Here is a 13946-nt window from a genome sequence, read left to right as displayed (position 1 = left end):
TTAAATTAGAATTGTCTTAGTTAGAAAATAAAAATAGCAATTTGATTTTATAGCCATATTGTCATGATGATAATATGGCTTTTTTTATGAGTTAATATTTTAAGATTGTTATAGAGGTTCAATTTAAAAATGTTTGGTGCTATTGTTACAAATTTTTATCCTATATAAAGTAGACGGTAACAAGTAGGAGAAATTTATAACAGTAATATATTATTCAAAGCGTTTTTCTTTGATTTTGAACTGACTATATAGGATTATGCAGATAATGACGTTAACATAACGTGCCTCGTTATTAATGGTAGCTATAGTAAAATTCACTCTATTCATTTCGATTCCCAAAAAACCCATTAAGCAGAAAGACCATGGCCATTGATCTTACCAATACCTTGATAGTTGCTATATCGGCAACCGCTTTATTTGATTTGTCAGAGTCTGAGAATCACCTCATATCGCTTTTACAGCAGTGTCCTCGCGATGCCGTTAAAGAGTTCCGCACCTATATGGCTGAGCGTGAAAATGATCCGTTGACCATTGGCGCAGGTTATCCGCTGATTAAAGCACTGTTGAATTTGAATCGTTATTGTCATGATTGTGATAATAAGAATGACGGTGGCGATGCACCCTTGGTAGAAGTGGTCATTGTCTCAAAGAGTAGTCCTGATACAGGTATTCAAGTCCTTAATGCAATACGTGAGCATGAGCTAACCATTTCACGTTCAGCATTTATATCCGGTAGTCCTATTGCCCCTTATATCAAGGATTTTAATGTAGATTTGTTTTTGACGACCAATCTTGAAGATGCGCAGCAGGTTACAGATGCTGATATCTGCGCTTGTGCGATATTGGATGCCACGCCAGTCAATACTTATGAGCTGGATACCAAGCAGTTACGTATTGCCTTCGATGGTGATGCAGTATTATTTGATGATTCAGGCGAGCTGCTTTATAAGCAAAAAGGGTTGCAAGCGTTTCATGACCGTGAAGCCAAAATGCGCGATTTACCGATAGAAAAAGGTCCTTATGCAGAGTTATTAATTAAGCTGTCCAAAATGCAAGAGCGTCTACCAGCAAGCCTGCATTCTTGTCCAATGAAAATAGCCTTGGTGACGGCTCGTAATGCCCCAGCTGACTTACGAGCGATAAAAACATTGCGTAATTGGGGCGTAGATATTGATATGGCGTTTTTTTTGGGAGGACTTGAAAAGACTTCGGTACTTAAAACATTTGCGCCGCATATTTTCTTTGATGATTCAGTTAAGCATATCGATGCGGCTCGTAGCTTTGTACCAACAGCGCTAGTGCCTTATCATTCAACCTCACTATTACACGCCAGTAGGCTATTAACTACCAATAAAGATGCGTCATCGCTATCTTTTAAACCCGTAGTAACGACGATTTTGTCTGCCAGTCATTAACATGCATTTAACAAGATAAGAAGGATAAAATAGTAGATGAAGTGGCAGCAATTGGCGACGCTTGTAATCGTACGAGTTAAGCAAGTATTTGGTCTATATGCTTTTGTATTGATACCAATGTGGGTGATGTTTTTTCTTAATGACACCGTATTTTTTGGTCTATGGAATATTTTCGGTATTGTGCCGCGAGCACTGGATATTGGCAGTATGATAGGGATATTTGCCTCATGGACGATGCATGGTAACTTTTCACATCTAGTAGGAAATTCGCTGACACTGATACAGATTTTGTTCTTGTTTGGCTTATTTGAAAATAACGCTTATCGTACCGTTATTAAGCTGATAGTTGCCGCAGGGCTTGTAACATGGGTGATTGGTTCACCGTTATCGATACATATCGGTGCCTCAGGGCTTTGTTTTGCAATGCTTGGGTTTATGATAGGTGGGGCGGTATTCGCTAGGCATTGGGGCTATTTACTTGCTTGTATTGTGATGGGTACGGGTTATTGGCTGACTATCAAACAAGGTTTGATACCGCAGCAAGGTATCTCATTTGCGGCGCATTTTGGTGGTCTATGCGCCGGTTTGTTGTTGGGTGCCAATTCTAAACATGCTTATACGAAAGTGAATAATCGTTATTAGCCTTATTTTTCGGCAATATATTTAGACAGACTGTTCAATAATTCATAAAGATAAGTCAGCTAACAGTGGCTTCAATGATTGAGTTATTTTTTATTAATACAAACATGGATATATAGCGGCTCATTTTTTTCTAATGGACGCCAAGCAGTCGTTTGTTTCACATGCTCATCGATACTAAGCTTACTGCCTTTTTCTTGTAGTACATAATCTGCACGGGCAGGGGCAGCACAGTCGATCACTTGTGGTACTTGCTGCACACTTCTACGTCTCTCAAACAAATACAAATTGACCAAGTAAACCTCTGGGTTATCGGCGTTAGCACGAGCGTGTCCGCTATCAGCTGCTATAAAGCGTAACGTCTGTGGTTTAACGTAAGACCACGGGCGAAACCACGTACCTTCTTCAACTTTTTTGACGACATGAACACCTTCAGGGAGCTGTGCAATCTGTTGACCGAACCAGCTATATTCTTGGCTTATTTGAAAGCCAAAAATACCGATGGCACCAAATAATGGAATAAGCCATCTTGGCGCTTTCTTACCTGCGAGCTTGCTGAGGTGAGTGATGACTAGTGCTATCCCAGCTAAACCAAACCCAGCCGCTATGGTCGCGATAAACTCAAAAAGCATAAGACTTTTCCTTAACGCACTCAGCGCATTTCATACCAATTATTAAAAATAAAACCACGTTTTCAACTTTTTTTAAGCGAATTTATTATGGCATTTATGGTCACCTTTCTCATAATGTTTACTTTTAAGAGAGGTGAATAAAATAATCATAGTTGGATAAGCAGTGTTGAAAAAACACTCTATCACCAGATTGGGATAAAAAAATCACTCACAAGCAGCTGCTGCCTGTGAGTGATATATCATCGTAAAAAAGCATACGTCATTTGCACTTCATTTTCTAGCTTGTATCGAAGCTTAGTGATCGATTGCAGCACCAGCACCACGTGGAGAACGTACACTTTCCACCAAATCTTGGATATGTTCTGGTGGTGGCGCAGTCGCATAAGAAACTGCGAATGCTACGATAAAGTTAAGCAATGCACCAATCACACCAAATGATAATGGTGAGATACCAAACAACCAGTACTCTTCAGTATCAGGGAAGCTTGCTGTACCTGGGATGAAGAACCAGCCTTTATAGATGAAGATATAAACTAAGATACTAATCAAACCTGTGAGCATACCAGCGATGGCGCCCAAGTTGTTAATACGTTTAGAGAAAATACCCATCATCAATGCCGGGAACAGTGTGGAACCGGCAATACCAAAGGCCAATGCAACGACCTGTGCAGCGAACCCTGGTGGATTAATACCTAAGTAGGTAGCAACCACAAGCGCAATAGCCATCGTGATACGTGCGACTTTTAGCTCGCCTGCATCAGTGATATTTGGATTAAGGTTACGTTTAATCAAGTCATGACTGATCGCTGATGAGATGGCGAGTAACAGACCAGCTGCTGTAGATAGCGCTGCTGCCAAACCACCTGCGGCGATAAGACCAATAACCCAACCTGGTAGCTGTGCGATTTCTGGGTTAGCCAATACTAAGATGTCAGCGTTGACGTCAAGCTCGTTACCTGCCCAACCTCTATCAACAAACAAACCATCACGCCCTAAAGCATGTTCAGCTTTTGCTTTTTCAACGGCCGTCGTTGCTGCTGCAACATCACCGCCGTCAGTCGTTGCCGTAGCCAATGCTAGCTCTGCTGCGCCAAGTCCATTATCATTATAGAACTGGATGCGACCGTCGTTATTTAGGTCGTTATATTTAATAAGACCGGTTTCTCCCCAGGTTTTCATCCAATCTGGACGTTGATCATACTCGATAGGAGCAGCGTCAACACCTTGTGGATAAACAGTATCGATGAGATTTAGACGCGCCATTGCACCTACTGCTGGTGCAGTGAAGTATAGTAGTGAGATAAATACCAACGTCCAACCAGCTGTCCAACGCGCATCCGCAACTTTAGGAACCGTGAAAAAGCGAATAATAACGTGAGGTAGACCCGCGGTGCCAATCATCAGTGATAACGTAAATAGCACCATATTTAGCTTGTTCGGTACATCAGCGGTATAAGCGGTAAAACCTAAGTCGACGACGATTTGGTCAAGCTTGGTTAGAATAGGAATGCCTGATTCAACATGGTTTGAGAACAAACCAAGACCTGGAATTGGGTTACCCGTCAACTCAAGTGAGATAAAGACAGCAGGAATCGTATAGGCAATCATAAGAACTACATACTGCGCAACCTGCGTGTAGGTAATCCCTTTCATACCACCAAGTACGGCGTAGAAGAATACAACAACAGCCGCAATAATCAGACCAGTGGTACTGTCAACTTCTAAGAAGCGTGAGAATGCCACACCAGCACCTGTCATCTGACCGATAACATAAGTGGTTGATGCGATAATCAAACAAACAACGGCAATCATAGCAGCAGTTTTAGAATAAAAGCGATCACCAATGAAATCGGGAACCGTGAACTTACCAAATTTACGTAGGTAAGGCGCTAGTAGCATGGCTAGTAGCACGTAACCGCCGGTCCAGCCCATTAAGTAAGTTGATGCACCATAACCGCCAGAGGCGATAATACCAGCCATCGAGATAAATGACGCCGCACTCATCCAGTCAGCTGCGGTTGCCATACCGTTAACAACAGGATGTACACCACCGCCAGCAACATAGAACTCACTGGTCGAACCTGCACGTGCCCACCAAGCGATACCGAAGTATAAAGCGAAGGACAGACCTACAAAAATGATATTAATCGTAAATTGACTCATAGGGCTATTCCTCGTCTACACCATATTGTTTATCTAGTTTATTCATGCGCCATGCATAGAAAAAGATGAGGGCGATAAATACGATAAGAGCACCTTGTTGTGCAAACCAAAAGCTTATATCAGTACCACCTATTCTAATACCTGACAATAATGGACGTAGCAAGATGCCAAAACCATAAGAGACTAAAGCCCAAATGACGAGGCTGACTTTAATGAGACGGAGATTGGCGCGCCAATAACCTGACGAATCGTTGTGGTTCTCCATAGGACAACTCCTTTTGCCTAACATAAAAACAAGGTTACTGATCTGAGTCTGACAAGTCCCTGTGCTTTAGTGTTTATCTTATTGTGAAAACAGTATCTTACAACCATAAAAACGGTAGATGAAAGACTAAAGCAGAGCGATCAATCAAGATAAGTAACCCAAGATTATCAAAAAATGAACCAACTTTTCCAGTGCAAACGATACAGACACCGAGGATAAATTACTCGATATGACTGTTATAAAAGTTAAAGGATAAAAATCGATGTTAAGCGCTCAAAATCTAATCATTTAACAATAGATAGTGAGACAATCGATCAAATTTATTATATGGAAAGAATGATGTTTAAAGAGGAGGGGCGGTACTCGCTGACAATCCTCTGTCTTATTATTATCATCTTCCCGATGACATTATCTTAATAATGAGAAATACATTCATGCCGATAAGTATTGCAAGCAGCTTTTATAAACTTATTAGGAATATATACACTATTGACTTAATTAACAATAAATAAATTTTATTTACTTTATGTAACTAAATATGTGTCTTGTAGAAACCATAACTAACTTATGTTAGCAGAACCCAATAGATATCATGACACTGAGACAATAGTATACTTAGACCTTAGTTGTACTAAGAATTTTTTATATTCGTTAGATTAATTGATAAAATTAAAAAACGGCATTTATTTTTAAAATAACGGTTATGTAAATAACTATTTTTATCGTAAATAAGTATGACATCAATATAATTTCAATATCATAACTATTCATTAGTCCTAAAATCTTTTCATAAACTATAAATAATAATGGTTATTCTATTACTATTAGCTTACTAATAAACAAAAGTTTAAAAATAATTGATAATTAAAAAAAGCATAAAAACAGCTAAATTGTTTATAGTCAGTTAAAATACCGCCATATGATATACGTGATTTCCTTGTCATTTTATTGCTCAAATAGGTAATGAGGATCAATAAGCAAAGAGAGAACGAAACATCATAAAAAGCCATTAGTTACATCAATTTATAACATATGCTAAAAGTATAGAATGTTAGTGAGGGGGATAGAGTATGAGCGAAGGCATAGCAGGTTTGTTTAATAGTATCGTAAACTATGGTGTGGGTATCATTTGGGGTAATAATGATTGGTTGATTGCCAGCAATCCATGGTATGGACTGCTGATGTTCGTCTTAATAGGTGCAGGTCTATATTTTACCGTGGCGACCCGCTTTATTCAGTTTCGTCATTTTGGTCATATGTGGCAGTTATTACGAATCTCAAATCAAGGGCGTAAAGATGGTGGTATCAGCTCATTTGAAGCACTGATGACATCACTTGCTGCGCGAGTAGGGACAGGGAATCTAGCAGGGGTGGCAATTGCCATCTATTTGGGTGGACCGGGTGCTGTATTTTGGATGTGGATGACAGCGATTGTAGGTATGTCGACCAGCTTTATCGAGTCAACCCTTGCGCAAGCATACAAAGTGCCGCATAACGATAATGTCTATCGCGGTGGACCGGCTTACTATATCGAAAAGGGTTTGGGTAAACGCTGGCTTGCCATATTTTTCTCACTATGTTTACTGGTCGCTTTTGGCTTGGCGTTCAATGGCGTACAGTCCAATACCATCGCACAGGCGACTAATGAGGCGTTCGGTATTCCAACTTGGATGACTGGCTTGATATTAGTCGTGCTAGTCGCACCAGTAGTATTTGGTGGATTACGCTCTGTTGCCCGTATTGCTGGTAAAGTTGTACCAGTGATGGCGATTCTTTATATTCTGTTGGCACTCTATGTCATCTTGACCAATTTTAGCGAATTTCCAGCGGCGATTGTTTTGATTGTAAAGTCAGCATTTGGCTTTGAACAAGCAGCAGGTGGTGTGATTGGTTATGGTATTGCGCAAGCGATGATTAATGGTATTAAGCGTGGGCTATTTTCGAACGAAGCAGGTATGGGTTCAGCACCTAATGCTGCAGCGACTGCAAAAAGTCATCCTGATCATCCGGCAGTGCAAGGTTTTATGCAAATGCTGGGTGTCTTTATTGATACGCTTGTCATTTGTACAGCGACAGCTTCAATTATTATTCTCTCTGGCGTGGTTGATCCTAGTGTCGAGCAAGAAGGTATTCAGTTAACACAGCTAGCATTGTCGCAATATGTAGGTGATATGGGTGTAATTTTCGTCGCGATTGCCATCTTCTTTTTCTCATTCACCTCTATCATTGCAAACTATAGCTATGGTGAGTCAAACCTTGAATTTATCTCTGGCGAGAAAAATGCCAAAGTAATGATTATGATATTCCGCTTCATGGTCTTGGGTATGGTATTTATCGGTGCTGTCGCCAGCCTACCAGCTATTTGGAACTTTGCCGATTTATCCATGGGTCTGATGGCATTGGTCAACTTAGTGGCTATTATCATCTTGTCGCCAGTAGCACTTAGAATATTACGTGACTATGAGCGTCAGGTTAAAGAGGGGAAAACTGCTGATCAAATCAAGTTTAATCCTGATGATTTTGTGAAATTAAAAAATGAAGCCAATCGTGATGCATGGACAGATTAAGCTGAAATCCTAGATATACAGCGATTAAATATACCTATAACTAAAAATCGCCCTTCTGAGGGCGATTTTTTTGCAGCTTATTCTAAATAATAACCATCTAAATCATGGTTTACATGTTTGGATAGTTAGGACCGCCGCCGCCTTCCGGCGTTACCCACGTGATGTTCTGTGAAGGGTCCTTGATATCACAAGTTTTGCAATGGACACAGTTTTGCGCATTGATGACAAATTTAGCGCCTTCCGCGTCTTTTACAATCTCATAAACACCAGCCGGGCAGTATAAACGCGCTGGCTCAGCATAGAGTGGTAAGTTAATGGTAACAGGCACTGTTGGATCAGTTAATTTTAAATGTACTGGTTGATCTTCAGCATGGTTGGTATTTGAGATAAATACTGACGATAATTTATCAAATATCAATTTGCCATCTGGTTTTGCATAGGTTGGCTGATAGGCATGAGCCGCACGCTCAAGCTGATCATAATCTTTTTTATTGTCATGAATGGTCAAAGGCATTTTGCCGCCCATCAGATTTTGCTCTAAAAAGGTAAACGCGCCGCCCATCCATTGACCCATACGGTGCATAGCAGGAGCAAAGTTACGTGCTTCATAGTTGTCTTGATATAACCAAGACTCTTCAAACATCGTAGTATAAGCCAGCACTTCATCATGTTGACGACCTCCTTGCAAGGCTTCGAAAATTGCCTCAGCCGCCAGCATCCCTGACTTCATTGAAGTATGGGTACCTTTGATTTTTGCAGGATTTAAGAAACCGGCATCATCACCAGCTAATACACCACCTGGGAAGGTGAATTTTGGCAAGGAGTTTAAACCGCCTTTAGTTAGCGAGCGTGCGCCGTAAGATATACGTTTACCGCCTTCTAACACATTACGAATAAGCGGATGTAGTTTTAGACGCTGCATCTCATCAAATGGCGACATATATGGATTAGAATAGGAGAGATCAATAACGAGACCAAAGCTTACTTGATTGTTTTCAGCGAAATACAACCACCAGCCTCCAGTTGAGCCAGTGTCAGTTAAAGGCCAACCTGAACCATGCATGACCACACCTTCTTCATGCTTAGCAGGATCAATATCCCATAGTTCTTTTAGACCAATACCATAGTGCTGGGGGTCACAGTCTTTATCAAGATTAAAACGACTGATCAAGCGCTTGCCTAAGTGACCACGGCTACCTTCGGTAAATATAGTATATTTAGCAAGCAGCTCATAACCTGGCTCAAAGCTATGCTTTGCTTCGCCACTGGCAGCCACACCCATATCGCCTGTCAATACGCCCTTAACTGAACCATCATCATTATATAAGATTTCATCAGCGGGAAAGCCTGGGAACATCATGACTTCTAGCTCTTCAGCTTGTTGAGCCAACCAACGAACGACATTGCCCAACGAGACAATATAGTTGCCTTGGTTATGCATGCTGGCAGGAATGACTGAATCCATCAATTTGATAGATTTGGTCGCTGAACCCAGCATATAGACGCGATCTTCGATTGCAGGAACGTTTAGCGGTGCACCTTTTTCTTTCCAATCTGGAATCAACTCATCCAAAGCGCGTGTTTCCATGACCGCACCAGAGAGAGTATGAGCGCCAAACTCCGAGCCCTTTTCGACCACACAAACCATGAACTCATCGTTACCTGCTGCGATGGCAAGCTGGCGTAGACGGATGGCAGCTGAAAGTCCGGCAGGTCCACCACCAACGATAATGACATCAAATTCCATTGACTCACGTTCTACTTCAGGCTCTGCTGCAACAGGTTCTGGCGCTTTGTCGACAACGATTGTTTCGGCAACTGGCTCAACGGCCTGCACTTCCTCAGCGAGCACTTCTGGTATCACCACTGCTGGCTCTGGATTTGCTGTGTCTGTCACGATTGGGGTGTCGATAGTTACAGTATCACCATCAATAACTGGCGATTGATTGTCTTGCTCTTGCATACCTACTCCTAAACTTGTAGTGGCTTATCTCAGGGCATCATTAGCTTAACAATTGGATAATAAGGCTTGTGGCGCTAACTTTACTCAGACATATGGCTGCCCGATAAAAAGGGTCTTTACGGTATCAGTTGACGGCGTTACGATGAAAGTGTTTTTAAAAACCTTCAAAACATAACGTAAAATGTGTCGTTAGTACAACGCCCACCAGACTATTTCAAATAAAAAATCGTTACTTATTATAAAAGAAAAGTCCCACAAACACGATACGCATTTCACAACATCGGTGTTAAGGTAAGATTAAGACGGTGGGGTACAATGACGATATTGTCTTATCATACCCGAAACTAAAATTTATAGTAATAACAGATTTGCCAAACTTTGATTACTACGTGAAGGATTGTACGATGACAGATAATACTAAAGATATCGATGCCACAACTTTAAAAGATGCTAAAGCCTCTAATGACAAGGTGCCTGAGCTAAATACTATAGACAATTTGAGCCAATATTTAAAGTCTGCGGCAGGGACACGTGAAGGACGAGCCATACCGCCACTAGAAAATTGGCATCCTAAACAAATTGATAATATGGATTTGATCATCAAAGCCAATGGCGAGTGGTGGCATGAAGGCGGACACATGACCCGTGAGTCATTAGTCAGTCTGTTTGCTACTGTCTTATGGAAAGAAGAAAAAGAGGGTGCGACTGAGTATTTTCTAAAGACGCCCGTACAGAAATTGCGTATCCAAGTGGAAGATGCGCCACTATTAATCAATGATGTCGGTATCGTCAACGAAGACACTAATAGTTGGCTTGAATTTACCACGACAACGGGTGATGTTGTACGCTTAGATGATGAGCATCCTATTTTTTTACGTCCTTATGACTCTATTAATGTAGAGGGTGATGAAAATAGAAATGGTTACTCTAATGATATGAATGCCGTTCATAATAGTCACAGAGAGGAAAACCAAAAATTAACATCTGAGGCACAAATGCGTCCTTATATGCTGGTTCGAAATGGATTGACGGCACTTATTGGTCGCAATGTGTTTTATCATTTAACCGAAATTGGCGAATTGACAGAGCAAGATGATAAAACCACGCTAACGCTGCAAAGTGGCGGTCATGCTTATACATTGACGATGACATCTATTTAATGGTCAATAATGAGCTATAATTAGCCAGTGATTGCTATTTATCTTGAGCAAATCTTGTTATCTGTCTTATAGCCCTTTTGATTTATGGGTCTATTATTAAAAGTAGTATTGGTTAAATTTATTGGTAGGGTCGGTATGACAGTATTTTTATTAAAATGGCGGTGAAATAATATGAAAGTTGCCGCAAGTGCTGTTACTGACACAGTTAATACTTACTCAATAATTTCTGATAATAACACTGCTGAAGAAGCGATGTTCAATAGTGTCATATATAGCCATAGTAAAGGGATAAAGGCAGAGCATGACCGTAGTGCGCCCATTGGCTTATTTGATTCTGGTATTGGTGGCTTGTCTGTTTATCTACATTTAGCCCAGCAACTGCCCAATGAACGTTATATTTACTATGCTGATACCTTGAATGTGCCCTATGGCAATCGAGATAGTGATGATATTAAAACATTAACATTGACGGCAGTAGAGTGGCTATATCAGCAAGGCTGCAAGCTTATTGTCATTGCGTGTAATAGTGCTTCAGCCTATGCGTTACAGACAGCAAGATGCCATTATCCGCAGCTACCCATTGTGGGTTTGGTACCAGCATTGAAACCTGCGGTATTGGCCAGTAAGAGTGGTCATGTGGCGGTATTAGCAACCAAAGCGACTCTAAACGGTAAACTCCTGAACGATGTCATTGCTATGATAGCCAGTCCGAGTGCAACCAGAGTGACCAAATATTTTGACCCGCAACTGGTGCCTTGGGTAGAATCAGGTATGCCAGAAAATAGTCAGACGGCGCAAAATCTTCGTCAGCAATTGCAAGTATTTGCAAACGATGGGGTAGACCAGCTGGTATTAGGCTGTACACACTATCCATTCTTTAGAGGTTTTGTGATGCAAGCAATTGAAGCGCAAAAACTATCAATGCAAGTGGTTGATTCAGGTCAAGCAATTGCGGAGCGCGTTAAGCAATTGTTAATCGTCAATCATTTGTCAGCATTGCCTATAGATGGATTAGATAGAAATGGTGTTCTAGATGCCAGTTTGAGTGACAATCAGATTAAGCCACCGTTGATATTTTATGCGACCAAATACGATAAGCAGATGGATTTGCTGTTATCACGCTTACTTAGCGAGCAAACGCATTTACAATACCATTCTTATCTTGATTATTAGCCTTAAAGGCTCCTAGGATTAATCTCGATACAGCTGTTATAATCCCGTAGTACATTAATGGAATTGAAAATAAAGTAAACGCATCCTAGCAAGATTATGCTAGGCTTGTATTTACCAAAAAGAATATTTTAATTGCTTATTATTATAATTTTTCTGAGAACTCTGAGAACTTATCTTTTTCGACCAGCTAATAGAGATTAGAGATGATCGTGCCAAACCGTCGCTACCATATTCATATTGTATGCGCTGATAACGACCAGTTATTGGTATTGGATAGTATTGCGATATTTTTTCAAGGCCGTGCCTTTTTAACCTATGATGCTTCTAGTAAATTACCCAAAGCTTCGTTATATGGGCGTCAGTGTATTGATGCTTGTGATTATGCTTTGATGGTCATTGGCGATAGCTACGGTACGACGCAAAATAACGGTGTTAGTCAAATGCATTTGAGCTATCTCAATGCTAAAGCGAAGCTCAAACCTTTACTGATACTAATAAAGAAACATCATAACGGTGCCAATATCAGTAGACAGTTGCAAGAATTTACCAATGCAGTAACGTCAAAAACGGATAAGATTTATTATTACGAGACAGAAAACGACATCGAGCAATTGCTTATCCAAGCCTATTACAAAATGGTTGCTAGCCATAATATAGCTGCGGGATGGATCAGGGTTGATGAAGAGGCGATGAAGACTAATAAACCTTCAGCATCTGAGACTCTGGCGGCTACTTTGACAAATAATAGAGTGATAGCGCAAGAGACTACTGTCGCCCCTAGTCAGAGTATGGACGATAATGTCAGTAAGCCAATTGTATTGACAGAGACCTTTGAGATTCACTATAAAGCCCAAGCTTATGAGGGTGGTAATTTAACTGATGTGACAAGACCAATGGTATTGGCATGGCAAGAGGTATTAATCACCCTGATAAAAATGCCCGCTACTTTTTCAAGCTATGGCTTACAAAGTGGTATCAACCGTTTAATCGCTGCGCGCGCTGAGATCGATATCAAACGCGAGATGCCAAATGTCCATGCTGTGGCACGTTGTCAAATCTCTCAAGACGATCTCAATCATCTGCAGCGGCAATTGGTTGCTGCTAATTGGCTACAGCTAACTACCTATGGAACACGGGTCACACAGGAGCTTTGGAAGCTGACTTTTTATGCAAAAAGTTTACTTGATGTAAAAAATCCTGCTATATCAACCGCCACTAGCTAAATTTTTGCCTTCACCATTATCGTTGCTACCAATCTTAGAAACTCATACAAATCATGATTCACTAACACATTTTTTGCTGATGGCTACGTTTTGTAATACAAAGTATACGTGGTACTCGTTGTGAATCCCTTTGATACTCGTAATAATAATCAAGATGAACACATAATAATACTGAGCAATTAAGGAGAGCAAATAATGAGTAATGCTGAAAATGACGCGTTAAAAAGTGAGTTGGATAGCTTAGAGCAAACCATGCATGAGGCAAGTCAGTTTCATACGTTAGAAGAGCAAGTAGCAGATATGAAGCGCCGCGGTATCGATCCGACCAAAGTCTATAAGGAATTGGATAGACAGGAAGAGGATGCAGATTGGGGTGATGCCACGTGGAAAGAAAATGGCAAATGGGAGCCTAAGACACTGGCAGATTTAGATGATAAAGCTCGTGAAAACTGGGATGGTGACAATGGTAAACCAAATCCACCGCCTATCGTTTAGTGTTTAAAAATTAGGTATATTATGTAAATTGTGTCAAGTCATAAAGAGTGTTAGAACTGACATCATCAAAAAGCCACGCTAATGAGCGTGGCTTTTTATTTATATTATAGTCGGTGAAAAGCAATATCGATACAACACGTACTGCTGGTGCAAATTTTTCTTGCTTGCTGTGCCTACGCAGACAGAGGCTGCAAAAAAATTACACCAGCAATACTGTAGCGACTTTAAAGTATTTCAACTATACTACTTAA

The 13946-nt window shown here is 40.7% G+C and carries 11 protein-coding genes; 7 read left to right on the top strand and 4 right to left on the bottom strand.

Going from position 1 to position 13946, the window contains the following annotated elements:
* The first annotated feature begins 362 nt into the window (after positions 1–362).
* Both AC0J5Y_RS11245 and AC0J5Y_RS11240 read left to right on the top strand, forming a co-directional pair.
* Positions 363–1415, top strand: a complete 1053-nt coding sequence (locus AC0J5Y_RS11245; protein WP_475130759.1) for a 5'-nucleotidase — start codon at positions 363–365, stop codon at positions 1413–1415.
* 36 nt (positions 1416–1451) lie between these two features.
* On the top strand, positions 1452–2057 hold the full coding sequence (locus AC0J5Y_RS11240; protein ID WP_475130758.1) for a rhomboid family intramembrane serine protease: 606 nt from the start codon (positions 1452–1454) through the stop codon (positions 2055–2057).
* Positions 2058–2140: 83 nt separating this feature from the next.
* Here AC0J5Y_RS11240 and AC0J5Y_RS11235 read toward each other — a convergent pair whose 3' ends face one another.
* The 3 genes from AC0J5Y_RS11235 to AC0J5Y_RS11225 form a co-directional block, all read right to left on the bottom strand.
* On the bottom strand, positions 2141–2686 hold the full coding sequence (locus AC0J5Y_RS11235) for a hypothetical protein (protein ID WP_475130757.1): 546 nt from the start codon (positions 2684–2686) through the stop codon (positions 2141–2143).
* 294 nt (positions 2687–2980) lie between these two features.
* The gene (locus tag AC0J5Y_RS11230) at positions 2981–4849 is read right to left on the bottom strand and encodes a sodium:solute symporter family protein (protein WP_475130756.1); all 1869 of its coding nucleotides are present in this window, start codon (positions 4847–4849) and stop codon (positions 2981–2983) included.
* A gap of 4 nt (positions 4850–4853) precedes the next feature.
* Entirely contained in the window at positions 4854–5114 is a 261-nt protein-coding gene (locus AC0J5Y_RS11225) for a DUF4212 domain-containing protein (RefSeq protein WP_011514563.1), read from the bottom strand.
* 1070 nt (positions 5115–6184) lie between these two features.
* Between AC0J5Y_RS11225 and AC0J5Y_RS11220 the strand changes: the two genes are divergently transcribed.
* Entirely contained in the window at positions 6185–7681 is a 1497-nt protein-coding gene (locus tag AC0J5Y_RS11220) for an alanine/glycine:cation symporter family protein (RefSeq protein ID WP_475130755.1), read from the top strand.
* 109 nt (positions 7682–7790) lie between these two features.
* Here AC0J5Y_RS11220 and AC0J5Y_RS11215 read toward each other — a convergent pair whose 3' ends face one another.
* A complete protein-coding gene (locus tag AC0J5Y_RS11215) occupies positions 7791–9428 on the bottom strand; it encodes an electron transfer flavoprotein-ubiquinone oxidoreductase (RefSeq protein ID WP_475132163.1) in 1638 nt (545 codons plus the stop codon).
* Positions 9429–10048: 620 nt separating this feature from the next.
* Here AC0J5Y_RS11215 and AC0J5Y_RS11210 point away from each other — a divergent pair.
* The 4 genes from AC0J5Y_RS11210 (at position 10049) to AC0J5Y_RS11195 (ending at position 13695) form a co-directional block, all read left to right on the top strand.
* Entirely contained in the window at positions 10049–10804 is a 756-nt protein-coding gene (locus AC0J5Y_RS11210; protein WP_475130754.1) for a DUF1285 domain-containing protein, read from the top strand.
* Between the two features lie 171 nt (positions 10805–10975).
* Entirely contained in the window at positions 10976–11977 is a 1002-nt protein-coding gene (murI, locus tag AC0J5Y_RS11205; protein WP_475130753.1) for a glutamate racemase, read from the top strand.
* A gap of 203 nt (positions 11978–12180) precedes the next feature.
* The gene (locus AC0J5Y_RS11200) at positions 12181–13200 is read left to right on the top strand and encodes a DUF4062 domain-containing protein (RefSeq protein WP_475130752.1); all 1020 of its coding nucleotides are present in this window, start codon (positions 12181–12183) and stop codon (positions 13198–13200) included.
* A 195-nt stretch (positions 13201–13395) separates the two neighbouring features.
* Complete coding sequence (locus AC0J5Y_RS11195; protein WP_475130751.1) at positions 13396–13695, top strand: hypothetical protein; 300 nt, start codon at positions 13396–13398, stop codon at positions 13693–13695.
* The last annotated feature ends 251 nt before the right edge of the window (positions 13696–13946 follow it).

Source organism: Psychrobacter sp. TS_SC_6, assembly GCF_056156305.1.
Note: the sequence above shows the minus strand (reverse complement) of the source record. Positions and strands in the feature narration are given on the sequence as shown.